The 23,196-nt window shown below is 58.9% G+C and carries 19 protein-coding genes; 6 read left to right on the top strand and 13 right to left on the bottom strand.

Annotated elements, in window-relative coordinates; all coding sequences use genetic code 11:
- Nucleotides 1-63: 63 nt before the first annotated feature.
- The 7 genes from pcaG to pcaR all read right to left on the bottom strand — a co-directional run bounded on the left by pcaG (nt 64) and on the right by pcaR (nt 6,825).
- Entirely contained in the window at nt 64-630 is a 567-nt protein-coding gene (gene pcaG, locus ACYZTW_RS26530; protein ID WP_462002453.1) for a protocatechuate 3,4-dioxygenase subunit alpha, read from the bottom strand.
- A gap of 1 nt (nt 631) precedes the next feature.
- Nucleotides 632-1,336, bottom strand: a complete 705-nt coding sequence (gene pcaH, locus ACYZTW_RS26535) for a protocatechuate 3,4-dioxygenase subunit beta (protein ID WP_462002454.1) — start codon at nt 1,334-1,336, stop codon at nt 632-634.
- A 37-nt stretch (nt 1,337-1,373) separates the two neighbouring features.
- On the bottom strand, nt 1,374-2,579 hold the full coding sequence (gene pcaF / locus ACYZTW_RS26540) for a 3-oxoadipyl-CoA thiolase (RefSeq protein WP_462005842.1): 1,206 nt from the start codon (nt 2,577-2,579) through the stop codon (nt 1,374-1,376).
- Nucleotides 2,576-3,355 (bottom strand): CoA-transferase subunit beta, encoded by a 780-nt coding sequence (locus ACYZTW_RS26545; protein ID WP_462002455.1) that lies wholly within the window; start codon nt 3,353-3,355, stop codon nt 2,576-2,578. Before ACYZTW_RS26545 ends, pcaF begins: the two co-directional genes overlap by 4 nt.
- Nucleotides 3,355-4,212 (bottom strand): CoA transferase subunit A, encoded by an 858-nt coding sequence (locus tag ACYZTW_RS26550; protein ID WP_007947285.1) that lies wholly within the window; start codon nt 4,210-4,212, stop codon nt 3,355-3,357. The genes ACYZTW_RS26545 and ACYZTW_RS26550 overlap by 1 nt, the downstream gene beginning before the upstream one ends.
- A 283-nt stretch (nt 4,213-4,495) precedes the next feature.
- Nucleotides 4,496-5,842, bottom strand: coding sequence for an aromatic acid/H+ symport family MFS transporter (locus tag ACYZTW_RS26555; RefSeq protein WP_462002456.1), 1,347 nt, complete (start codon nt 5,840-5,842; stop codon nt 4,496-4,498).
- A gap of 140 nt (nt 5,843-5,982) precedes the next feature.
- Nucleotides 5,983-6,825: a pca regulon transcriptional regulator PcaR gene (gene pcaR, locus ACYZTW_RS26560; RefSeq protein WP_008147316.1), complete on the bottom strand. Its 843-nt coding sequence runs from the start codon at nt 6,823-6,825 to the stop codon at nt 5,983-5,985.
- A 683-nt stretch (nt 6,826-7,508) separates the two neighbouring features.
- Here pcaR and ACYZTW_RS26565 point away from each other — a divergent pair.
- Complete coding sequence (locus tag ACYZTW_RS26565) at nt 7,509-7,709, top strand: hypothetical protein (RefSeq protein WP_007935837.1); 201 nt, start codon at nt 7,509-7,511, stop codon at nt 7,707-7,709.
- Between the two features lie 376 nt (nt 7,710-8,085).
- Nucleotides 8,086-9,561 (top strand): inorganic phosphate transporter, encoded by a 1,476-nt coding sequence (locus ACYZTW_RS26570; RefSeq protein WP_462002457.1) that lies wholly within the window; start codon nt 8,086-8,088, stop codon nt 9,559-9,561.
- A 288-nt stretch (nt 9,562-9,849) separates the two neighbouring features.
- On the opposite strand, the gene ccoM is transcribed toward ACYZTW_RS26570, so the two are convergent.
- The 3 genes from ccoM to ACYZTW_RS26585 all read right to left on the bottom strand — a co-directional run bounded on the left by ccoM (nt 9,850) and on the right by ACYZTW_RS26585 (nt 10,711).
- The gene (ccoM, locus tag ACYZTW_RS26575) at nt 9,850-9,963 is read right to left on the bottom strand and encodes a cytochrome c oxidase subunit CcoM (protein WP_318183103.1); all 114 of its coding nucleotides are present in this window, start codon (nt 9,961-9,963) and stop codon (nt 9,850-9,852) included.
- Nucleotides 9,964-10,107: 144 nt separating this feature from the next.
- Nucleotides 10,108-10,269 (bottom strand): hypothetical protein, encoded by a 162-nt coding sequence (locus tag ACYZTW_RS26580; RefSeq protein ID WP_095128014.1) that lies wholly within the window; start codon nt 10,267-10,269, stop codon nt 10,108-10,110.
- Nucleotides 10,270-10,369: 100 nt separating this feature from the next.
- On the bottom strand, nt 10,370-10,711 hold the full coding sequence (locus tag ACYZTW_RS26585) for an aspartate-semialdehyde dehydrogenase (protein ID WP_462002458.1): 342 nt from the start codon (nt 10,709-10,711) through the stop codon (nt 10,370-10,372).
- A 251-nt stretch (nt 10,712-10,962) separates the two neighbouring features.
- Between ACYZTW_RS26585 and rapA the strand changes: the two genes are divergently transcribed.
- Nucleotides 10,963-13,809, top strand: coding sequence for an RNA polymerase-associated protein RapA (rapA, locus tag ACYZTW_RS26590; protein ID WP_462002459.1), 2,847 nt, complete (start codon nt 10,963-10,965; stop codon nt 13,807-13,809).
- Nucleotides 13,810-13,996: 187 nt separating this feature from the next.
- Here the strand turns inward: rapA and ACYZTW_RS26595 are convergent, their stop codons facing one another.
- Nucleotides 13,997-15,346, bottom strand: coding sequence for a spinster family MFS transporter (locus ACYZTW_RS26595; protein WP_462002460.1), 1,350 nt, complete (start codon nt 15,344-15,346; stop codon nt 13,997-13,999).
- Nucleotides 15,347-15,637: 291 nt separating this feature from the next.
- Between ACYZTW_RS26595 and ACYZTW_RS26600 the strand changes: the two genes are divergently transcribed.
- On the top strand, nt 15,638-17,920 hold the full coding sequence (locus ACYZTW_RS26600) for a putative bifunctional diguanylate cyclase/phosphodiesterase (protein WP_462002461.1): 2,283 nt from the start codon (nt 15,638-15,640) through the stop codon (nt 17,918-17,920).
- On the opposite strand, the gene ACYZTW_RS26605 is transcribed toward ACYZTW_RS26600, so the two are convergent.
- Nucleotides 17,811-18,707, bottom strand: a complete 897-nt coding sequence (locus ACYZTW_RS26605; protein WP_462002462.1) for an NAD(P)-dependent oxidoreductase — start codon at nt 18,705-18,707, stop codon at nt 17,811-17,813. The genes ACYZTW_RS26600 and ACYZTW_RS26605 overlap by 110 nt on opposite strands.
- A 197-nt stretch (nt 18,708-18,904) precedes the next feature.
- Here ACYZTW_RS26605 and ACYZTW_RS26610 point away from each other — a divergent pair, with 197 nt between their 5' ends.
- Nucleotides 18,905-21,100 carry a hypothetical protein gene (locus tag ACYZTW_RS26610; protein WP_462002463.1) on the top strand — a complete coding sequence of 732 codons (2,196 nt, stop codon included), beginning with the start codon at nt 18,905-18,907 and terminating at the stop codon, nt 21,098-21,100.
- 311 nt (nt 21,101-21,411) lie between these two features.
- Here ACYZTW_RS26610 and ACYZTW_RS26615 read toward each other — a convergent pair whose 3' ends face one another.
- Nucleotides 21,412-21,717, bottom strand: coding sequence for a DUF2288 domain-containing protein (locus ACYZTW_RS26615; RefSeq protein ID WP_129441798.1), 306 nt, complete (start codon nt 21,715-21,717; stop codon nt 21,412-21,414).
- A 338-nt stretch (nt 21,718-22,055) separates the two neighbouring features.
- Between ACYZTW_RS26615 and ACYZTW_RS26620 the strand changes: the two genes are divergently transcribed.
- The gene (locus ACYZTW_RS26620) at nt 22,056-23,183 is read left to right on the top strand and encodes a branched-chain amino acid ABC transporter substrate-binding protein (RefSeq protein ID WP_046046219.1); all 1,128 of its coding nucleotides are present in this window, start codon (nt 22,056-22,058) and stop codon (nt 23,181-23,183) included.
- The last annotated feature ends 13 nt before the right edge of the window (nt 23,184-23,196 follow it).

A 23,196-nucleotide genomic window follows, 5' to 3' on the forward strand; every position in this document is an offset into this window, starting at 1 on the left:
CATTGACGGCACTGATACACCGCTTTCGCGAGCAGGCTCGCTCCCACAGGGACTGCGGTGTTCTCAATAATCGAAGAACACTGTCTCGGCATCGGTGCCTTGCAAGATCACATTCCACTGGTACACACCGGACGCATCCTTCTTCGCCAGCAAGGTATTGCGACGTTCAGCCGGCACACATTCCAGCAGCGGATCTGCCACGTTGGCCGGTTCGCCATCAAAGTAAATCCGCGTCAGCAAGTGTTTCACCAGCCCACGAGCAAACACCAGCACCACCAGATGGGGCGCCTGAGTCGTGCCTATCAAGCCTTCCACCGTGCCCGGTTTGATCGTGGTGAAGCGGAAGCGCCCTTCTGCATCCACCGGCACCCGGCCAAACCCTTCGAAGTTCGGGTCCAGGGGTTTGTCCTGATCGTCTTCGGGGTGGTCATACTTGCCGGCGGCGTTGGCTTGCCAGACTTCCAGCATTGCGTCGTTGACGACGTCGCCGTTGCCATCGATGACTTGCCCGGTGATCGCCACGCGCTCGCCCAGGGTGTGTTCGACCGTCAGGTCTTCGCGGTTCAGCCAGGTCAAACCGATGTGGTAATACGGCCCGACGGTGTGGGATGTGGTCGCGTTCAGCGTCATCTTATTTCTCCATCGGCGTGGCTTCGCGGCCGCGCAAGACGATGTCCCAACGATAACCGAGGGCATAGGAAGGGATGGTTTTTTCCAGATCAAAAGTGGCGATCAAACGCTCTTTGGCGCTGGTGTCCGGTACGCAGTTGTAGATCGGGTCATAGGCCAGCAGCGGATCGCCGGGGAAATACATCTGAGTGACCAGGCGCGTCAGAATGCTCGGCCCGAACAGTGAGAAATGGATGTGCGCCGGGCGCCACGCGTTGTGGTGGTTGCCCCACGGATAGGCGCCGGGCTTGATGGTCTGGAACTGGTACCCACCATCGGCGTCGGTCACGGTGCGGCCAGTGCCGGTGAAATTCGGGTCCAGCGGCGCATCGTGCAGGTCACGGTCATGGTTGTAGCGACCGGCGGCGTTGGCTTGCCAGATCTCCACCAGAATGCCCGGCACCGGCAAACCGTCTTCATCCAGCACGCGGCCGTGAATGATGATGCGTTCGCCCAGTGGCTCGCCCTTGTGCTGGGCGGTCAGGTCGTTGTCCTTCTCGTGCACACGCTCGGCGCCGATGGTCGGACCGGTAATTTCAGACAGCGAATGGGGCAAAAACACCAACGGCTTGGACGGCGAGCGGCGGTTGGTGGATTGATAGGCCGGGTGCAGGTATTCCGGCTGGGTGCCCTCTTGCGGGCGGCGGTAACCAGGCTTGTCAGTCATGAAGCATTCCTCAGTTCTTATTCATCAACGCTGCGCGTCAGACCCGTTCGATCGCCAAGGCCAGACCCTGGCCCACGCCGACGCACATGGTCGCCAGACCTTTCTTGCCACCGGTCTTTTCCAGCTGATGCAGCGCGGTCAGTACCAGACGGGCGCCGCTCATGCCCAACGGATGGCCCAAGGCAATGGCGCCACCGTTCGGGTTGACCTGGGCCGCGTCGTCCGCCAGCCCCAGTTCACGCAGCACCGCTAACCCCTGGCTGGCGAACGCTTCGTTGAGTTCGATCACGTCGAAATCGCTGACGGCCAGGCCGAGGCGCTCGGTCAATTTGCGCACCGCCGGAACCGGGCCGATGCCCATGACCCGTGGTGCGACACCGGCACTGGACATGCCCAGCACCTTGGCGCGGGCGGTCAGGCCGTGTTTCTTCACTGCTTCGGCCGACGCCAGGATCAACGCCGCCGCACCGTCGTTCACACCCGAGGAGTTGCCGGCGGTGACGGTCTTGTCCGGACCATTGACCGGTTTGAGTTTGGCCAGAACTTCCAGCGAGGTGTCGCCGCGCGGATGCTCATCCTGGCTGACGACACTTTCACCCTTCTTGTGGGTAATCCGCACTTCGACGATTTCTTCAGCGAAAAATCCTGCGGCTTGTGCGGCTGCTGTGCGCTGCTGACTGCGCAGTGCGAAAGCGTCCTGATCGATCCGGGAAATTTCGAAATCGTCAGCCACGTTATCGCCGGTCTGCGGCATCGCATCCACACCGTACTGGGCTTTCATCAACGGGTTGATGAAGCGCCAGCCGATGGTGGTGTCTTCCAGCTTCATGTTGCGCGAGAACGCCGCATCAGCTTTGCCCATCACGAACGGTGCGCGGGACATCGACTCGACGCCGCCGGCAATTGCCAGCTCCATCTCGCCACTGGCGATCGCCCGGAAAGCGGTGCCGATGGCATCCATACCCGAGGCGCAGAGGCGATTGAGGGTCACGCCCGGAATGGTTTCCGGCAGGCCCGCCAGCAACAACGCCATGCGCGCCACGTTGCGGTTGTCTTCGCCGGCCTGGTTGGCGCAACCGAGGAACACCTCGTCCACCGCGTTCCAGTCCACCGACGGGTTGCGCGCCATCAGCGCCTTGATCGGCACGGCGGCCAGGTCGTCGGCGCGAACCGCCGACAGGCCACCGCCGAAACGGCCGATGGGGGTGCGAATCGCATCGCAGATATAAACGTCACGCATCAGGCTTCTCCGGGGGCTTGGCCGTGGGCCGCGGCAGTGCGGGCTTCCAGATCACGCAGTGCCTTAAGCTCGACTTCGGTCGGCTCGGCGGTGTTTTCAACCGTCTCGGCAAAACGAATCGCCCAACCGGTCGCCGCGATGACTTGCTCGCGGGTCACGCCTGGGTGCAGCGCGGTGACCACGAATTCATGGGTGCCGGCTTCCGGCTCCATGATGCACAGGTCGGTAATGATGCCGACCGGACCGGCGCCCGGCAGGCCGAGGCGCTTGCGCGAATCACCGCCCTCGCCATGGCCGACCGAGGTAATGAAGTCGAGTTTGTCGACAAAGGAACGCGCCGACTGCTTGAGGATGATCAGCACGCTTTTGGCCGAGCCAGCGATCTCCGGCGCACCGCCGGCACCCGGCAGACGGACTTTCGGCTGATGGTAGTCGCCCACCACGGTGGTGTTGATATTGCCGAAGCGGTCGACTTGCGCGGCGCCGAGGAAACCGACGTCGATGCGCCCGCCCTGCAACCAGTAGCGAAAAATCTCACCGGTCGGCACGACGGTGTCGGCGGTTTCCGCCAGTTCACCGTCACCGATCGACAGCGGCAGTACGCTCGGTTTGGCACCGATTGGACCCGATTCGTAGATCAGGACCACATCCGGCGAGGAGGTCAGACGCGCCAGGTTGGCGGCTTTCGACGGCAGGCCGATGCCGACGAAGCACACCGAACCGTTTTTCAGGCGGCGGGCAGCGGCGACGGTCATCATTTCATTGGTGGTGTAAGTCATTACTTGGCCTCCGAAGCAGCGGCCAGTTTGGCCTGGAACTCGCTGAAGTCAGCGCAGCCGTGGATGTACTCGTTGATCCACGCGGTGAAGGTTTCACGGTCGCGGGCAATCGGGTCCCAGGCCTGGTAGAAACGGTTATCACGCTCGTTGTAGCCGTGAGCGTAGGACGGATGTGCGCCGCCGGGAACGTGGCAGACCGCGCTCAACGCCCACGTCGGCAGGACACAAGAGTTCATCGGTGCATTGAGGTCGTCGACGATTTCTTCGACGGTGACGATGCAGCGTTTGGCCGCCAACGCCGCTTCTTTCTGCACGCCGAGTATGCCCCACAGCAACACGTTGCCTTTGCGGTCGGCTTTCTGCGCGTGAATCACGGTGATGTCCGGGCGCACCGAAGGCACGGCCGCCAATACTTCGCCGGTGAATGGGCAGGTGACGGTTTTGATCAGCGGGTTGACCTTCGGCAGGTCGGAGCCGGCGTAGGCACGCAGCACCGCGAACGGTAGGCCGGAAGCGCCAGCGACGTAGGCATTGGCCAGGTCGGCGTGGCTGTGCTCTTCGATTTCCAGCGCGTGCGGCCATTGCTTTTCGACGGCGTCACGCAGGCGATGCAGCGAACCGACACCCGGGTTGCCGCCCCAGGAGAAAATCAGCTTGCGAGCACAACCGGCGCCGATCAACTGGTCGTAGATCAGGTCAGGCGTCATTCGCACCAGGGTCAGGTCTTTCTTGCCCTGACGAATGATTTCGTGACCCGCCGCCGTAGGGATCAGGTGAGTGAAGCCTTCGAGCGCGACCGTATCGCCGTCGTTAACGAATTGCTTCACCGCGTCGTGCAGCGAAAGGATTTCAGCCATGGGGCAGGCTCCCGTTTTGTTATGAACCGACAGTGGAAGAAAAAGGCGCGATGCGCAGCGCCGGAATGACTGAAGAGTAAGCCCCTGAAAAACGCCAAACAATCCGATAATCGACTAAGTGTTCGGTTATCGAACATATTGTTGTCTGGCTACCGATCCTTAAAAGCTTCGTCGGAACGCCGCCCGGAGCCGGCTCGCTCCCACAGGGGAACGCGATCAACTGTGGGAGCGAGCCTGCTCGCGAAGAGGCCATCAAAACCACTTAAGGTTCCGGATCAGGCCGTCAGGTCGCATCCGCATGGCTGACCATGCCCTTGATCACCACCGCCGTGGTCGCCAATGCTGCTGGAATCACCAGCGCTGTCAGTACCTGCTCGAAGTTCCAGCCCAGGCCCAGTAACGTTGCCCCCATCCACGCACCAAGGATCGCGCCAAAGCGGCCAATCCCAAGCATCCACGACACCCCGGTCGCCCGCCCCTGCGTCGGATAAAACCGCGCCGCCAGTGAAGGCATCGCCGATTGCGCGCCGTTGACGCACATCCCGGCCACCAGCACCAACGTTGCCAAGAGCGTGATGTTGCCCAGGCTCTGCCCTACCGCGTAGGCAAACACCCCGGCAAGTAGATAGAAAACGCCGATAACCTTGTGCGGATTGAACCGGTCCATCGCCCAGCCCACGCCCACCGCGCTCAATACCCCACCAAACTGGAACAACGCGCCAATGAACGCCGCCTGCTCCATACTCGCGCCACTGTCACGCATCAGCGTCGGCAACCAACTGGTCAGCAGATAAACGATCACCAGCCCCATGAAGTAGGTCAGCCACAGCAGCAAAGTGCCGGTGCTGTAGGTGCCGGAGAAGATCACCGCAAATACGTTGCGGGCCTTCACCGTTTTCTGTTCCGGCACGCTGAAGCTGGAAGCCTGAGCGACGACGGTTGGATCGATGGGCGCCAGGGTCTTGCGCACTTTGTCAGTGCCGCGATTGCGGACGACGAGGTAGCGCGCCGATTCCGGCAGCCAGAACAGCAATACGACGGCGAGGATCAGCGGCAAAATCCCGCCGATCATCAGCAGACTGTGCCAGCCAAACGCCGGGATCAGCTTGGCCGAGATAAACCCGCCACCGGCCATGCCGAGGTTGAAGCCGCAGAACATACTGGTCACCAGCAGGGATTTCTTGCGCTCCGGGGTGTATTCGGACAGTAGCGTCGTGGCGTTCGGCATGCCGGCGCCAAGGCCCAGGCCGGTGAGGAAACGCAGCATCAGCAGTTGATCGACGTTGGTGCTGTAAGCCGAAGCCAGACTGAACGCGCCGAACAACAGCACCGCGCCCACCAGTACGACTTTTCGCCCGAAGCGGTCAGCCAATGGGCCAGAACCCAGTGCGCCGAAGACCATGCCGATCAACGCCGCGCTCATCACCGGGCCGAGACTGGCGCGGTCGATGCCCCAATCCTGTGACAGGGCGGGCGCGATGAAGCCCATGGCCGCCGTGTCGAGGCCATCGAGGAAAACAATCAGGAAACACAGGATCACCACTCGCCATTGGTAGCGCGAAATGGGTTGAGCATTGATGAAGGACTGCACGTCGAGGCAGTTTCCTACAGCAGACTGGGGCTGGTTCATTATTTTTATTCCACGCAAGAACGCAGTCGGACAGGAGCCAGCCAAGGCTGGCGCTGCCGCGACATTAGTGATCTTGGGGAAAGAGCGTCAATTCGATAAACGCGACTCTGTGCGTTTATCGAACAGCTTAGGCGAATGGCTTACGCAAAGAGTTGCGCGCTGAGGTCACGGCTCGCGCTCAAAAGACCAGGCAGGAAACGTTGTTCCAGCTCGTTGCGGCTGACTCGGCCGGCGTGGGTACTGACGTTTAGCGCCGCGACCACCTGGCCGGAAGCGTCGTACACCGGAACGGCAATCGAGCGCAGGCCCTGCTCCAGTTCCTGATCGACGATGCACCAACCTTGCTGCCGCACCTCTTGCAGGCATTCGAGTAACGCCTCGGGGGTGTGCAGGGTTCGGCTGGTCTTGGCTTGCAACTCTGCATGGTCGAGGTACTCGCGCAGTGATGTATCGTCCAGCGCCGCGAGAAGAATCCGGCCCATCGAGGTGCAATAGGCGGGCAGACGACCACCCACCGACAGGTCGACGGAAATCAGTCGCTGGGTGGTGGCCGAACGAGCGATGTACAAAATGTCATCGCCTTCCAGCGTGGCCATGTTGCAGGCTTCATGAAGTTGTTCGCTCATGCGGTCCAGGTAGGGCTGGGCGGAAACCGCCAGCGGCGTCGAGGACACATAGGCATGGCCAAGTGTTAGTACTTTAGGCAGCAGCGAATACGTGCGGCCGTCGGTGGTGGCGTAGCCGAGTTTGATCAGCGTGTGCAGGCAACGTCGCACAGCGGCGCGGGGAATTTCCGTGCGGTGACTGATCTGGGCGATGGTGAGGTGACGTTTACGCTCCTGGAACGCTTGCACCACGGCCAGGCCACGGGCCAGGGAGGTCATGAAATCCGGGTCGCCGGTCAGTGCCTGGATCCGCTTGGCGGGCGAGGCAACGATCGGCGGCGCCACTGAAGCGAAGGAATTGCGCATTTGATCGTTCATATAAGGTCCTTTTCCACACGGATCAGCGGCTATTACAAGCGGCAGCCGGTCCCTCACACAAGCCCGAGCAGCCAAGACCGTGCGATTATCGAACCATCGACCGATAATCGCAATGGACTCCCACCAGGATCAGCGGTCAGCAGACTATTGAACGGGCTGCACCTCTTTTTACACTGGCTCCGACGCAGACTAGAAGGGTCGATGTAACTGTCCTAACTTGTTCGATTGAATGGCGCCAGAAAGACATCACTGTAACGTCGTGCCGCCGAACGACCTAGTTAGCCGTATAAAGTTGCGAGTAACAAAACAATCACACATCAAGACCCACTTTTAACTCTTTGGCGATAGTGTTCTTTGAATCGACCGCTATAATGCAACTCAGTGGTGACCGGTTTTTAATTGCCGATTCCGCCACCCGGTAGCGCGATGTTCCATCGCCGCTATCCGCAGCAAGCGCCTGACACTCATTTCATATGCTTCACCAAGGCGTTCGCTGAAACAGGAAACTGATGCTACGTCAGCTGTTTATCTCTGGTGCCGTGGCCGCCTGCAACATGGAAGTAATTGATCGCATGCCGTAAAAAATGAAGCCTTTGCGGGCCTTGTCCTTTCGGCGAGCGTGGTCAAATACATTTGATGCGCGCGTTTCACCAGAATTCATCTCAACTCAATCAGGTAGCACTGTGACGAAAGACGAACTGCGCGCGGAACTTGAGCGCCAGGAACAACGTTACAAGGAAGTTTACGGCGGGGAAGTCACCACCTACGCCGCTCAGCCCGAACCGGAACGCAAGCCCTGGCGTAAACGCGCCACCGTTCAGGATCAGGCTTTCACTCAGGAATTGCAGAAAATGGAAAAGGAACTCAAAGCCGAAGAGCCATAATCGCCTCGGCCTGAATCCTTTTATGGGTCTGCGTCTGCACCCGTTAAAAGCGGGATGTATCGATGATGCCTTTCGCGCCCGCTACCAGCGGGCAGCGGCCACCTCACCCACCGGATGAGGCAAATGGCTCATGTCTGGCCCTCTTTTCAGATATTTCACACAAGCGTCCAAACCTCTTGCCCTATGAGAGGAACCCTTGTGGCTGCGGCCTTTTCATAGAAATTCAATGACTTGCAAAACCCAGCAAAAACCTGGGGCTTAGGCTACCGCTGCAAACTAATTCGTTGAAGAATGTAACCGATGAGCACCTAGTGCATCGATTAGCAGTCTTTTCTGGCATAATCGCGCCCCCTTACGACCGGGTCAGAAAACCTTCATGATCGATTTATTCAGCGGACTAGATGCTTGGGTGCTTGTGAGCCTCTTGCTCGCCCTGGCCTTTGTCCTCGCCTTCGAGTTCATCAACGGCTTTCATGACACCGCTAACGCGGTGGCCACTGTTATCTACACCAAAGCCATGCCGCCTCATCTGGCGGTGTTCTTTTCCGGTGTGTTCAACTTTCTCGGCGTGCTGCTGGGCGGTGTCGGCGTGGCGTATGCCATCGTCCACCTGCTGCCGGTAGAGCTGCTCATCAATGTGAACACCGGTCACGGGCTGGCCATGGTGTTCTCGCTGCTCGCCGCCGCCATCACCTGGAACCTGGGCACCTGGTACTTCGGTATTCCGGCTTCCAGCTCCCATACGTTGATCGGGTCGATCCTCGGTGTCGGCCTTGCCAACGCTTTGATCAACGATATTCCGTTGGCTGATGGCGTGAACTGGCAGAAAGCAATTGATATCGGTGCGTCCCTGGTGTTCTCGCCAATGGCCGGTTTCATCGTTGCCGCTCTGGTCCTGATCGGACTGAAATGGTGGCGCCCATTGTCGAAGATGCACAAGACGCCGGACCAGCGCCGCAAGCTCGACGACAAGAAGCACCCACCGTTCTGGAACCGTCTGGTATTGGTGATCTCGGCCATGGCCGTGAGCTTCGTGCACGGTTCCAACGATGGCCAGAAAGGTATCGGCCTGATCATGCTGGTGTTGATCGGTATCGTACCGGCGCAGTTCGTACTCGACCTGAGCAGCACGACTTACCAGATCGAGCGGACCCGCGATGCGACCCTGCACCTGAGTCAGTTTTATAAGCGCAATGCCGAAACGCTGGGTGACTACCTGGCCCTGGGCAAAAGCGTGGAAGGCGATCTGCCGGAGAAATTCCGTTGCAACCCGCAACAGACCGAACCGACCATCACCGCTCTACTCGGCACCCTTAAAGGTGTAGCCGACTACCACTCGCTGCCGTCGGAAAGCCGCATCGAAGTGCGTCGTTATCTGCTCTGCCTGGACGACACAGCGAAGAAAGTCGGCAAGCTGCCTGGCCTCGACGCCCGTGAAAAGGCTGACCTGGACAAGCTGCGCAAAGACCTGACCACCACCACCGAATATGCCCCGTTCTGGGTGATTCTGGCGGTCGCTCTGGCACTCGGCCTGGGCACCATGGTCGGCTGGAAACGCGTGGTTCTAACCATCGGCGAGAAGATCGGCAAGCAAGGCATGACCTACGCTCAAGGCATGTCTGCACAGATCACCACCGCGTGCATGATCGGCCTGGCCAACGTCTTCAGCCTGCCGGTGTCCACCACCCACGTCCTGTCCTCGGGCGTGGCCGGCACCATGGTCGCCAATAAAAGCGGCCTCCAGGGAGGCACCGTCAAAACCATCCTGCTGGCCTGGGTTCTGACCCTGCCAGCCACAGTGGCCCTGTCGGCCGGCCTGTTCTGGCTGGCGTCGAAGGCACTGGGCAGTTGATGTATCGCTGCTAAAAAAGGCGCGTTCCGTGAGGTTCGCGCCTTTTTTATGGCCGAGTACTCATGCCGAACCGGTTCCTTGTAGGAGCTGTCGAGTGAAACGAGACTGCGATCTTTTGATCTTGCTTTTCAGTCGCCCAGAAAAATAAAGATCAAAAGATCGCAGCCTCGTTTCACTCGACAGCTCCTACAAGTGGGGCTTTATTGTCAGTCGGGTTATCGTGGGCAAAAAAAAAGGGCAACCGAAGTTGCCCAAAATGCCTTGCGTGCTCATTGCTTCCAGAAAGACCTACGGTTTGCGCTTATGCGAATCCTTCCAGATAAAAAATCCAAAACCTGCAAAAAACAGAACCATGAGGCCGACTGTCAGCACTCCGGCGATCACCACGTTGTCTAAAAACATGACTGGCCTCCTGCACTTGCCCTGTTGCGATGGGGCTAAGTTAACCAATCAGGCAGGAGAAAAAATTGACCGGGATCAATGTCGCCCGAGACTGGGCGTAAAGGAGGGGAAATAACTGACCTGCATCAACCGATGCAGGGTGTTTCAACGCTTTTTCGGTTTGTTCTTCGGCTTCTTCTTCGCTTTACCCAACGGCATGGCGTGCTCGAACGCCTGGCGTACTTCGTTCAGGCGCTTTTCATTAAGGTCATGAACCCGCTTGGCGCGTTCGGCGTTGAGGTCGATCAGTTTGTCGTCTTGGCTCATGGTGTTCAGTGCATCGCTTGTAATGAAGTTCAGCTGCCGCATCTGCAGGCAAGGATGTGTCAATAATGCGGTCTGATGACAGCGCTGACCAGTCATGACCTCAAATCTGGATATCGACCCACAAACCCTGCCGCGGCAGATCTTCCATCAATGGCGCCACCGGCACGGTATTGTCGGCGTTGAGCTCGTCACCGGGAATCGCCAGGTGTTCTTCAGGATCTTCATCGGCTTCACGGCGGCGCCGTTGCTGTTCCTGCTTGCGGCGCTGTTCCTCGCGCAGCTGAAACGCCGCCTCTTCCGGATCGCGCTGTTGCAAATCAATGGTGCTTTCGCTGGAGCTTTCCTGCACCGGCACCACGGGCGGAATATCCGGGCGCTGGCGAATCGGATCCTGCTGTGAGGTAATCGGCACGGCACTCAAGGGGAGCATCGGTGGCAGCATAATTATTAGTCTCCTGTCAGCAGGCTGTCGGCTGCGGGGATGGCGACTTGAGCCATCGGTCGCAAACTGTGACCCGTTTGGCACTGTAGGAGCTGCCGCAGGCTGCGATCTTTATCGGACAACATAGAACTCAAGCGTTCCCCAAGATCAAAAGATCGCAGCCTTCGGCAGTTCCTACGCCGTAAACCTTTTGGTCTGGAGGCCTGATTCCGTTAAGATAGCCCGCTTTTTCAAGGTGGGAGTCAGGCAGCATGGCGCAGCAGTATCAACCGGGGCAACGCTGGATCAGTGACAGCGAAGCCGAGCTGGGTTTAGGCACCGTTCTGGCACAGGACGGCCGCTTGTTGACCGTGCTCTACCCGGCCACTGGCGACACTCGCCAGTACGCGCTACGGAATGCGCCCCTCACCCGCGTGCGGTTTTCGCCGGGTGACTCGATCACTCACTTCGAAGGCTGGAAACTGACCGTACAAGAAGTCGACGACGTCGACGGCCTGCTGGTTTACCACGGCCTCAACGGGCATAACGAAGTGGTTACCCTGCCGGAAACCCAACTGTCGAACTTCATTCAGTTCCGTCTGGCCAGCGATCGTTTGTTCGCCGGGCAGATCGACCCGCTGGCCTGGTTCTCCCTGCGTTACCACACCCTGGAACACACCAGCCGCCAATTGCAGTCCTCGCTTTGGGGCCTCGGTGGCGTGCGTGCGCAACCGATCGCGCACCAGCTGCACATCGCCCGTGAAGTCGCCGACCGCATTGCGCCGCGGGTTCTGCTGGCGGACGAAGTAGGTCTGGGTAAAACCATCGAAGCCGGTCTGGTGATCCATCGCCAACTGCTCTCGGGCCGCGCCAACCGCGTGCTGATCCTGGTTCCGGAGAACCTTCAGCACCAGTGGCTGGTCGAGATGCGCCGCCGCTTCAACCTGCAAGTCGCGCTGTTCGACGAAGAACGCTTCATCGAAAGCGATGCCGCCAACCCGTTCGAAGACACCCAGCTTGCACTGGTTGCACTCGAGTGGCTGGTGGAAGACGAGAAGGCCCAGGACGCGCTGTTCGCCGCCGGTTGGGACCTGATGGTCGTCGACGAAGCGCACCACCTTGTGTGGCATGAAGACAACGCCAGCCCGCAATACTCGCTGGTTGAACAACTGGCCGAAGTCATTCCCGGCGTCCTGCTGCTGACCGCGACCCCGGAACAATTGGGCCAGGACAGCCACTTTGCGCGTCTGCGCCTGCTCGACCCGAACCGTTTCCATGACCTGCACGCCTTCCGTGCCGAGAGCGAAAACTATCGCCCGGTAGCCGAAGCCGTCCAGGAGCTGCTGGACAAAGGGCGCCTGTCGCCTGAAGCCCACAAGACCATTCACGGTTTCCTTGGCAACGAAGGCGAAGCCTTGCTGACCGCGGTCAATGATGGCGACATCGAAGCCAGCGCCCGTCTGGTCCGCGAACTGCTCGACCGCCACGGCACCGGCCGCGTGCTGTTCCGCAACACCCGCGCCGCCGTGCAGGGTTTCCCGGAGCGCAAGCTGCATCCGTACCCGCTGCCATGCCCGGATGAATACCTCGAACTGCCATTGGGCGATCACGCCGAGCTGTACCCGGAAGTCAGCTTCCAGGCCCAACCGGACGCCAATGAAGAAGAGCGCTGGTGGAAATTCGACCCGCGTGTCGAGTGGCTGATCGATCAGCTGAAGATGCTCAAGCGCACCAAAGTGCTGGTGATCTGCGCCCACGCCGAAACCGCCATGGACCTGGAAGACGCCCTGCGCGTGCGTTCCGGCATCCCGGCCACGGTGTTCCACGAAGGCATGAACATCCTTGAGCGTGACCGCGCCGCCGCTTACTTCGCCGACGAAGAATTTGGCGCGCAAGTGCTGATCTGCTCGGAAATCGGCAGTGAAGGTCGTAACTTCCAGTTCTCGCACCACCTGGTGCTGTTCGATCTGCCCTCGCACCCGGACCTGCTGGAGCAGCGTATCGGTCGTCTGGACCGGATCGGCCAGAAGCACATCATCGAACTGCACGTGCCGTACCTGGAAACCAGCCCGCAAGAGCGCCTGTTCCAGTGGTACCACGAAGCGCTGAACGCGTTCCTCAACACTTGCCCAACCGGCAACGCCTTGCAGCATCAGTTCGGCCCGCGCCTGCTCCCGCTGCTGGAAAACGCCGATGACGGCGAGTGGCAAGCACTGATCGACGAAGCCCGCGCCGAGCGCGAACGTCTGGAAGCCGAGCTGCACACCGGCCGCGACCGTTTGCTGGAACTCAATTCCGGCGGCGCTGGCGAAGGTGATGCGCTGGTCGAGGACATCCTCGAGCAAGACGATCAGTTCGCCCTGCCGATCTATATGGAAACCCTGTTCGACGCGTTCGGCATCGACAGCGAAGACCACTCGGAAAACGCGTTGATCCTCAAGCCGAGCGAAAAAATGCTCGACGCCAGCTTCCCGCTGGGCGACGACGAAGGCGTGACCATCACTTACGACCGCAACCAGGCGCTGTCTCGCGAAGACATGCAGTTCATTACCTGGGAACACCCGATGGTTCAGGGCGGTATGGACCTGGTCTTGTCCGGTTCCATGGGCAACACCGCCGTGGCGCTGATCAAGAACAAGGCGCTGAAACCTGGCACCGTGTTGCTGGAACTGCTTTACGTCAGTGAAGTGGTTGCCCCGCGCTCGCTGCAACTGGGCCGTTACCTGCCACCGGCCGCCCTGCGCTGCCTGCTTGATGCCAACGGTAATGACCTGTCGGCTCGGGTGTCGTTCGAAACCCTTAACGATCAGCTGGAAAGCGTGCCCCGCGCCAGCGCCAACAAGTTCATCCAGGCCCAGCGCGATCAGCTGACGCCGCGGATCAACGCCGGCGAAGAGAAGATCTTCCCGCGTCACGCCGAGCGCGTGGCTGAGGCGCAACGTCGTCTGGCCGCCGACACCGACGAAGAACTGGCGCGCCTGACCGCCTTGCAAGCGGTCAACCCGACGGTGCGCGACAGCGAACTGGTTGCCCTGCGCAAACAACGCGAGCAAGGCCTGGCCATGCTCGATAAGGCTGCGTTGCGACTGGAAGCGATTCGGGTGTTGGTGGCGGGTTAACCCCCCAGCTCCACCGCTGAAACAAAAGGCCCGCAGCGATGCGGGCCTTTTTTTGTCTGCTTGATTGTTAAGGTGTTGCTGATGGCCTCATCGCGAGCAGGCTCGCTCCCACAGGGGAACTGATGTGGCCACACTATTTATGAACACCATTAATCAACTGTGGGAGCGAGCCTGCTCGCGATGGCGATCATGCAGTCACCGCAGAACCCACAGGCTCAACCACCGCCACCAACCCGTCCTTCATCCGCTTGGTATCGCGCACAAAACACCGTGAAGCCAGGAACAGAAACACCATGGTGAAAAACAGCGCCACCGGGATCAAGTACATCGCGTCATGCAACCCGACAGCCTTGAACGCCTCGGTCATCTGTTCAGCACCCGCCGAGAGCATCGCCGTATGCGCAAAGTGATCGGACAGCCCACCCACCACCACCGGCCCCAAACCGCCACCCAGCAAATACAACCCGGCAAAGAACAGCGCCATGGCCGTGGCCCGCAAGCGCGGCTCGACGACGTCCTGTATGGCGGTGTAAACGCAGGTGTAGAAGTTGTAGGCAAACAACCAGCCCACACTGAACACCGCCACAAATACTCCGATCTCGATCCGCCCGGAATGCAGCGCCCAAGCGGTGCACAAGGTCGAGATGATCAAGCTGAACGCCGCAAACAGCAGGCGACCATTGGCCACCCGCTGGTGAATCTTGTCCGCGACCCAACCGCCCAGTGTCAGGCCGAACAACCCGGTCACGCCGACGATCACCCCGGTCGCCACCGCCGCTTCCTGTAACGGCATCAGGAAATAGCGCTGCAGCATCGGCACCAGAAACGAGTTGCAGGCATACGTGGCGAAGTTGAAGCACAGCCCCGCCATCACCAGCCACAGGAAAGTCGGCACCGCCAACACCCGACGGATCGGCCGGTCTACGCGCTCCTGCGAGACTTGCACACTCTCCGCGGCACCGCGTTTGGGTTCTTTGATGAAAAACATGAAGATCGCCAGGATCAGCCCCGGCACTGCCGCGATAAAGAACGGCGCGCGCCAACTGTCGAAAGCCTTGACCATCGCGCCGATGGTGAAGAACGCCAGCAGCAGGCCCAACGGCAGCCCCAGCATGAAGATACCCATCGCCCGCGCTCGGCGGTGGGCCGGGAACAGATCGCCGATCAGCGAGTTGGCGGCCGGCGCGTAACTGGCTTCACCGATGCCGATGCCCATGCGCACGATCAGGAAACTCCAGAAACTCCCCACCAGGCCGTTCACCGCTGTCAACCCGCTCCACGCCGCCAGGCCCCAGCCCATCAATTTGCTGCGTGAACCGGTATCGGCCATCCGTCCCAGAGGCAGGCCCGCGATCGCGTAGACGATCGTGAAGGCGGTACCGATGATCCCCAACTGAAAGTCGCTGAGGTGCCATTCCATGCGGATCGGTTCGATGATGATGGCCGGAATGGTGCGGTCGAAGAAGTTGAACAGGTTGGCCAGGAACAGCAGGAACAGAATGCGCCAGGCATTCGCCGCTTGGGTCGAGTTCTGCATGGGTCCGTCTCTTTTATTGTTATTGGGGCTTCACTGCCAGCGCATCCGAGCCCGGAACCTGCAATCTAGTCAGGCCCGCCGGAGCTGTCTGTCATTATTCGTAAAGGTGATAGCGCCCCATGTAATGAGGTACCGCCCATGCAACATTTTATTTCTAAACATTCAGCGGCTCATTCCAAAATCATTAGAATCAATATGCCACTACCGCTTGCACTCTGTGCATGACACCTATACTCCAACGCATTCACCAGGTTCATGGTGTCGGCCAGAATGATAGATGCGGGGCGTACAATGGAGTGGCCTGCTTTATATTTCACTACCCAACTACCAGAGACCGGGCAGGTCATACTCAATTGCGCTCATAACCCCTTTCTGGTGTTACTGGCCTATGTGGTCGCCTGTGTGGCCGGCTTTGCCACGCTGGACATAACCGAACGGGTTGGCCATGCAGAAAAATCAGCGTCCCAACGTCTCTGGTGCTGGGTCGGTGCCGGGTGTCTGGCGGGCGGTATCTGGGCCATGCACTTCATCAGCATGCTGGCGTTCCAGGCGCCGATCGAAATCCATTACCAGCTGCCCATCACTCTGATCTCACTGTTGTTCGCGCTGACGGCCTCGTGGCTGGCGATGCATACCCTCAGCCATCCTCATCTGAATTTCTGGCAATACTTGCGGGCCGCCGTGTGGATAGGCCTAGGCATCGCGACCATGCACTACGTGGGCATGGCCGCCATGCGTTCGGAGGCGACGGCCTATTACCAACCCGTCCTGTTTACCCTCTCCATCGTGATCGCGATTGGCGCAAGCCTGGCCGCATTGTTGATTTCCAGTCACCTGCGCGAAGGCAGCGGTGTGTTTCATCAACTGCTCAAATACACCGCCAGCCTGGTGCTCGGGGCCGGTATCGTCAGCATGCACTTCACCGGCATGGCGGCGCTCAGTCTGGTGCTGCCCGACAACAGCCTCCAGCCGCTGCCCGGTGATAACAACCACCTGCAATTGGGGCTGACGGTGGCGGTGATGACATTGCTGATCATTGGCAGCAGCATCAGCGCAGCACTGGCCGACAAGAAGTTGCAAATCAAGGAGTGCGACTTGCAGCGGGTCAACGCCCTGCTCAGTCAACTGGACCAGGCGAGGATGTCGTTACAACAGGTGGCGCACTACGACCCCCTGACCAACCTGATCAACCGTCGTGGCTTCAACCAGATTTTTGCCGAGAAACTCATCGAGAAAACCAACGAAGGCGGAATGCTGGCGGTGCTGTTCCTGGACATCGACCATTTCAAGCGGATCAACGACAGCCTCGGCCATGATGCCGGCGACGAATTGCTCAAAGTCCTGGCCAACCACATAAAGTGTTCGGTACGCAGCCACGAAGATGTGGTTGCGCGCTTCGGAGGCGACGAGTTTTGCATCCTCATCGGCCTGCATGATCGTGATGAAGCGCGACACATGGCCCAGCGCATCATGGCGAAAATGAAGGAGCCCATCGAGCTGTCCGGGCGGCGCATGGTCATGACCACCAGTATCGGCATCAGCTTGTTTCCGGAAGATGGCAAGACCTGTGAAGAGTTGCTGAAAAACGCTGACCTGGCGCTGTATCAGTCCAAGGACAGCGGGCGCAATGGCCTGAATTTCTTCAGCGAAGACCTGAAAACCCGCGCGACGCTGGAACTGCAACTGGAAGAAGAACTGCGCCACGCCCTGCGCGAAAACACCGGACTGATGCTCTATTACCAACCGATCTACGACCTGAAAAACGCTCAGGTCAGCAAACTTGAAGCGCTGGTCCGCTGGCAACATCCGGTTCACGGACTGCTGGCACCGGACCGGTTCATTGCCATCGCCGAGGCCAACGGCCTGATCGCCGAACTGGACAACTGGGTCCTGCGCAAAGCCTGTGAGGATCTGGGCGAGTTGTCGCGTCAGGGTTGCGAAGAACTCCACATCGCCGTGAACTGCTCACCCCTGAACCTGGCGCGAGAAGAACTGGCCGATGAAATCGAACACGCGCTGCGGATCTCCGGCGTGGCGCCGTGGCGGCTGGAACTGGAAGTGACCGAAAATGCGCTGATGGGCAACATCGCCGATACGCTGGTGTTGCTGCGCCAGATTCGTGCCCTCGGCGTGTCGCTGTCGATTGATGACTTCGGCACCGGTTACTCATCACTGGCCTATCTCAAGCGGTTGCCACTCAACACACTAAAGATCGACCGCTCGTTCATCCAGGACATTCCCAAGGCCACCCAGGACATGGAGATCGTCCAGGCCATTATTGTTATGGCGCACACCCTGCATTTGCAGGTGGTCACCGAAGGTGTCGAAACCTTCGAGCAATACGAATTTCTAGAGCGCAACGGTTGCGACTTTGTTCAGGGTTACCTGCTCAGCCGTCCGGTGCCGCTGGAGGAATTACGCCCGGTGCTGAACGAAATCAACCAGCGCAGACACTCCTCCATCGTCAGTTCTCTGAGTCTGGTTCGCGGTACAACTGCACTAACGTCGACGGATCTTTTTCCAGAAAACCCTGGCCTCCATGCAGGCGCATCAGTTGTGCAGCCAATCCGCTGATCGGTGTGGCCGAACCCTGTTCGCGGGAGAATTTCACCGCGCTATCGAGATCTTTGAGCAACGTCCGGACGTGCCACTTCACGGGTTCGAAACGGCTGTCGGCCATTTGCGGGGCAAGGATCTGCAACGGCTTTGAATCGGCGAAACCACCGGCCAGCGCCTCGGCGATCAGACGGGCGTCGACCCCGGACCGCTCGGCCAACGCCACCACTTCGGCGATGACCAGCGCGTTGCAGGCGACGATCATCTGATTACAAGCCTTGGTCACCTGCCCGGCCCCGATTGCGCCCATGTGGGTCACGCGCTGGCCGAGGTTGAGCAGAACAGATCGGACTCGCTCGAGGTCCTGCGCTTCACCACCCACCATGATCGCCAGGCTGCCGGCCTCGGCACCGACCACTCCGCCGGACACCGGTGCATCCAGCCAGCTCATGCCGGTTTGGTTGACCAGCGCTGTCGCCATTTCCCGCGTCGCGGTCGGTTCCAGGCTGGAAAAATCCACCAGCAATTGACCGCTTTTCGCAGCTTGCGCAATCCCTGCCGCGCCAAACACCACCTCACGAACCACCGACGTATCCGCCAGGCACAACATCACCACGTCGGCGTGCTGGCACAGCTCAGCCGGCGTGGCGACCTGTCGTGCACCGGCCTCGACCAGCGGCGCGCACTTGACTGGATTGCGGTTCCACACAGTCAGCGGATAGCCCGCTGCCAGCAGGCGCCGGCACATCGGCAAGCCCATCAGGCCGACCCCGGCAAACCCGAGCGAAGGTAACGATGCCATCATCTGGCCTCCTTTTGATTAAAGATCGGTGAATATTGGCCGATTCATCATGACTTAGGAAAGGATTCCCCCGAGTGATGCTCAGGCCAAGACCCTGACGCTTGGGCCAAATACGCGCTGAAAAAAGACGCGAGATCCCATCCGTGATGGTTCGACGACATCGTGTCGCTCAACCAACCAGCCCAGGTACATGGCGCACAATGACTTCTAAAAACAATCCGGCCACTGCGATATCCGATCTGACGTTGAGCCCCGCGGCGAACAGCCCTGCACCGTCGAAGCCATTGACGCCATCGCGCCCGTTATCGACTCAGCAATACCTGTACTTCACCGAAACCAATACCGACCGCATCCTCGATAATCTCGACGGCCTGCGCGACATGGTGTTCCCGCGCCCACCGCATCTGGAAGGCGACAGCGAACAGCACAACGATCAGGAATTTCCGTCGGTGTGCCTGATCGGCCTGGGCCGCTGCGGTTCGAACATCGCGCTGGACGTCGCGGAGCTGGTGTACAACGCCCGCAAGTTCTACCTCAACGAATTCAATAACGAAGATCGCCTGTCGCCGGACAAGCGCTTCGCCGAAAAGGGCTACAGCCCGGCACAGTGGATTCGCAACAACTTGCGCCTGGGGCCGAACAAGGCCACCAAACCGGTGTTCCTGGTAGAACCGCTGGTCATGCTCGGCGACCTGGACAAAGACATCGCCGGCCGCATCCGTTTCTCGCGCAAGGGCGAAAAAAGCGGTTTTCTGCGCGACTACAGCAAAATGAAAATCATGGACTTGTCGGAAGTCCACGCCGGAGGCGCCGGTAACGCGCCGATTCTCGGCCAATACCTGGCCAAGATCATCCTGAACAAAGACACCCAGCGTTTCTCCAGCCCTGACTGGAAGATGATTCACTCGTACCTGATCGACAGCTGCGGGATCAAGGCCAACCAGTCGCGCCTGTACTTCTCGATCTTCAGTGCCGGCGGCGGTACCGGTTCGGGCATGGCCTCGGAATTCGGCCTGGCCCAGCAGCACTCGTACATGAACAAGACGTTCGATACCAAACCGATGGACGAGCACGACGGCAAGAGCGGTCATTCCTTCGTCTTCGAGCCGATCTTCACCAGCGGCATCTGCGTGTTGCCGAACATTTCCGATCACCGCAGCGAAATGTCCGAGGCGCTGCACATCAACGCTGGTCGTCTGCTGTGTAAATACCTGTCGGAAGAGTGGGACTTCTCTTACAACTTCGCCAACGAAGACAGCAGCGAAGCCAGTGTCATGGGCCGTATCCGCCCATGGAACGCCATGATGCTGATCTCCAACGACATCATGCGTTACGCCGAAGAAAGCGATGACGGCAATATCCAGAACATCGACGTCAACGCGATGGAAAAGCACGCTAACCAATACATCTCACAGCAGATCTTCAACATTCTGACGGCGCAAGCGGTCACCACCGACTACGACCAAAACTATTTCCGTCGTGCTGGCATCGACATTGGCGAAACCATTCGCCTCGACGCCAACGACCTGTTCATGAGTCTGGCCGGCCCCGTAGCGATTGCCTACGCCGAGTCCGTGGTGCCGGAAACCCCGCCGCCGAGCAGCGACAAGTTCAAAGTGTTCGAGAAAGAGCCGCAGCGCCTGAACATCGACGACCTGTTCTTCCGCTCCATCGACTTGCCGCACTTCAACAAAGTGACCCAGGCAATCGAAGGCATCAGCCTGTTGCCGATCGAATCCAAGCGCTATCGCGCCTCGCTGGAACAGTACAAGAATTCGGGGTACGACGCGGCCGCATTGCACGACCTGCACTTCTTCAAGAACTGCTCGTCGGTGGTCTCGATTGTTTCGTTGCCCAAAGACTACAAGCTGTCCTACATGGACTTGAACCGGTTGAAGACTCACCTCAACAGCCTGTTCCCGAACACCACGCTCAAGCGTTATGCGCTGGTTATCGGCGCTTCGGCCAACCTGTCGCTGACCACCCTGATCGCCAAGAGCCCGTGCCTGTCGGACGACTTCCTGACGCTGATCGTGGCCTTTATCAAGCGTTGCTTTGCCAAAAACCCGTACCGCTTTGACGAGACCCTGGATAACTCGATCCTGGACTTCATCATTAATGAAGAGTTCGACGAAGACCGGATCGACGAGCTGCTGAATGAATTCGAGAACCCGGCGAAGATCCTAGACACCAACTGGTACGCGATCAAACCGATGTACGAGAAGAAGTACCGCGAGCTGATCAACGACAAAGACAAGTTCGTCTCGATCAATGACATTCGTCTGTCCCGGGATTGCGTGAAGAAGTCGATCAAGTACTTGCGCGAGATCTACCGTCATCGCATTGGCAAGACCAAGGTTATTTCGCTGAATAACCATACTGGCAAGAGCTTCTAAGACCGGCGCGAGACCGCGTCGCGGCCAATTCGCGAGCAGGCTCGCTCCCACAGGGGACCACATTCTTCCTGAAAGGATGCGATCCCATTGTGGGAGTGAGCCTGCTCGCGATGGCGGCCTCAGACTCACTACAAATCCCAACATTCAGAAACAATTAAGCAACCCGAAGGCTGCTCATTAAACTGTTCCCGTTACGTTTACGTCACCCTCGCCAGACCCTTCTGTGGCCTTTCTCTACGGCAACATGCCATCACGCTACTCGGCTACACACTTTTGCCCGGCAAAGCCACGCACCAATTAAGTGCGCCTATTCAGCTCGTCGCCCTTTCCTGGATCAGAATCCACGGCGAAACGACCACTGCCCACAGCTCTGGATCGCGTTCGAAAAGATCCAGCGCCCGCGTTTCAGACAGCTTGGCGACCTTGTCGGCGGCCAGCCAGGCAGCCACTTTCTCGCCTTCATCGGTCGCCACTGCCTGCGCTGCAGCAATCAAATCCAGACCGGGGTCGACCCACAATAGGGCACCCTTGGCGAAGAACGGCTCCAGCTCCTTCCAGGTAATAGATGCGGTTTCACCAAGCAGCTTGGCATAGAGGGTGCTAGGTTCTTGAGTCATGGGTCCTGTCCGGAAAATAAATTGACGCAATCATAACGTCGGTGGTCTGGCAGAAAAACCCGGATGCAATTGAGTCACTGATTGAAAAGTGCAGGAAAGCCAAGGATTGCTGTTAATTCAGCCTGAACCCCCGCCGCCATTCTGTCTTTTTCTTTCAAAAAAGCGACACCCTCTGATTTTGCCCCCTGGCGCCAGCTTCCCAGGCTAACAATTGGCGCTCTACACTGTACCGGTACAGTTGCCGGGGGCATTTTCCGGAGGATATCGAAGATATCTGACCCGGTTCTGCTGCTACGGCGCCAGGACTATAAAAACTACAACAGTAAGAGTGGAGCACTATGACTAAGGCTACTAAGCAGATTTCCAAACTGTTTGCCGCTATGGTTCTGGCCGGGGTTGCCAGCCATTCGTTCGCAGCTGACACCATCAAGATCGGCATCGCCGGCCCTAAAACCGGTCCTGTAGCTCAATACGGCGACATGCAGTTCAGTGGCGCCAAAATGGCCATCGAACAGATCAACGCCAAAGGCGGCGTAGACGGCAAGAAACTCGAAGCCGTTGAATACGATGACGCCTGTGATCCAAAACAAGCGGTAGCGGTCGCGAACAAAGTCGTCAACGACGGCGTCAAGTTCGTGGTCGGTCACCTGTGCTCCAGCTCCACCCAACCGGCTTCGGACATCTACGAAGACGAAGGCGTGATCATGATCACCCCGGCTGCCACCAGCCCGGACATCACCAATCGCGGTTACAAAATGATCTTCCGTACTATCGGTCTGGACAGCGCCCAAGGCCCTGCCGCCGGTAACTACATTGCCGACTTCGTAAAGCCGAAGATCGTTGCTGTTCTGCACGACAAACAGCAATACGGTGAAGGCATCGCCACCGCCGTGAAGAAAACCCTGGAAGGTAAAAACGTCAAGGTTGCCGTGTTCGAAGGCATCAACGCCGGCGACAAAGACTTCTCTTCGATGATCTCCAAGCTCAAGCAAGCCAACGTCGACTTCGTCTACTACGGCGGCTACCACCCGGAGCTGGGTCTGATCCTGCGTCAAGCACAGGAAAAAGGCCTGAAAGCCAAGTTCATGGGTCCGGAAGGCGTGGGTAACGACTCCATTTCGCAGATTGCCAAAGACGCTTCCGAAGGTCTGCTGGTAACCCTGCCGAAATCCTTCGACCAGGATCCGGCCAACATCGCCCTGGCTGATGCGTTCAAAGCCAAGAAAGAAGACCCAAGCGGTCCGTTCGTGTTCCCGGCCTACTCGGCTGTGACCGTGATTGCCGACGGCATCAAGGCTGCCAAGAGCGAAGACGCTGCCAAAGTGGCTGAAGCTATCCACGCCGGCACGTTCAAAACCCCGACTGGCGACCTGAGCTTCGACGCCAAGGGCGACCTGAAAGACTTCAAATTTGTGGTTTACGAGTGGCACTTCGGCAAACCTAAAACTGAAGCCAAGCCTCAGTAAGGCGTTGCCTGAC

The sequence above is a fragment of the Pseudomonas sp. LB3P25 genome (genome assembly GCF_054897985.1).

Bases quoted from the DNA above. Each gene is read 5' to 3' on its own strand.
- pcaG (WP_462002453.1), bottom strand. From the start codon at position 630: ATGACGCTGAACGCGACCACATCCCACACCGTCGGGCCGTATTACCAC.
- pcaH (WP_462002454.1), bottom strand. From the start codon at position 1,336: ATGACTGACAAGCCTGGTTACCGCCGCCCGCAAGAGGGCACCCAGCCG.
- ACYZTW_RS26545 (WP_462002455.1), bottom strand. From the start codon at position 3,355: ATGACTTACACCACCAATGAAATGATGACCGTCGCCGCTGCCCGCCGC.
- ACYZTW_RS26550 (WP_007947285.1), bottom strand. From the start codon at position 4,212: ATGGCTGAAATCCTTTCGCTGCACGACGCGGTGAAGCAATTCGTTAAC.
- ACYZTW_RS26555 (WP_462002456.1), bottom strand. From the start codon at position 5,842: ATGAACCAGCCCCAGTCTGCTGTAGGAAACTGCCTCGACGTGCAGTCC.
- pcaR (WP_008147316.1), bottom strand. From the start codon at position 6,825: ATGAACGATCAAATGCGCAATTCCTTCGCTTCAGTGGCGCCGCCGATC.
- ACYZTW_RS26570 (WP_462002457.1), top strand. From the start codon at position 8,086: ATGATCGATTTATTCAGCGGACTAGATGCTTGGGTGCTTGTGAGCCTC.
- ccoM (WP_318183103.1), bottom strand. From the start codon at position 9,963: ATGTTTTTAGACAACGTGGTGATCGCCGGAGTGCTGACAGTCGGCCTC.
- ACYZTW_RS26580 (WP_095128014.1), bottom strand. From the start codon at position 10,269: ATGAGCCAAGACGACAAACTGATCGACCTCAACGCCGAACGCGCCAAG.
- ACYZTW_RS26585 (WP_462002458.1), bottom strand. From the start codon at position 10,711: ATGCTGCCACCGATGCTCCCCTTGAGTGCCGTGCCGATTACCTCACAG.
- rapA (WP_462002459.1), top strand. From the start codon at position 10,963: ATGGCGCAGCAGTATCAACCGGGGCAACGCTGGATCAGTGACAGCGAA.
- ACYZTW_RS26595 (WP_462002460.1), bottom strand. From the start codon at position 15,346: ATGCAGAACTCGACCCAAGCGGCGAATGCCTGGCGCATTCTGTTCCTG.
- ACYZTW_RS26600 (WP_462002461.1), top strand. From the start codon at position 15,638: ATGGAGTGGCCTGCTTTATATTTCACTACCCAACTACCAGAGACCGGG.
- ACYZTW_RS26605 (WP_462002462.1), bottom strand. From the start codon at position 18,707: ATGATGGCATCGTTACCTTCGCTCGGGTTTGCCGGGGTCGGCCTGATG.
- ACYZTW_RS26610 (WP_462002463.1), top strand. From the start codon at position 18,905: ATGACTTCTAAAAACAATCCGGCCACTGCGATATCCGATCTGACGTTG.
- ACYZTW_RS26615 (WP_129441798.1), bottom strand. From the start codon at position 21,717: ATGACTCAAGAACCTAGCACCCTCTATGCCAAGCTGCTTGGTGAAACC.
- ACYZTW_RS26620 (WP_046046219.1), top strand. From the start codon at position 22,056: ATGACTAAGGCTACTAAGCAGATTTCCAAACTGTTTGCCGCTATGGTT.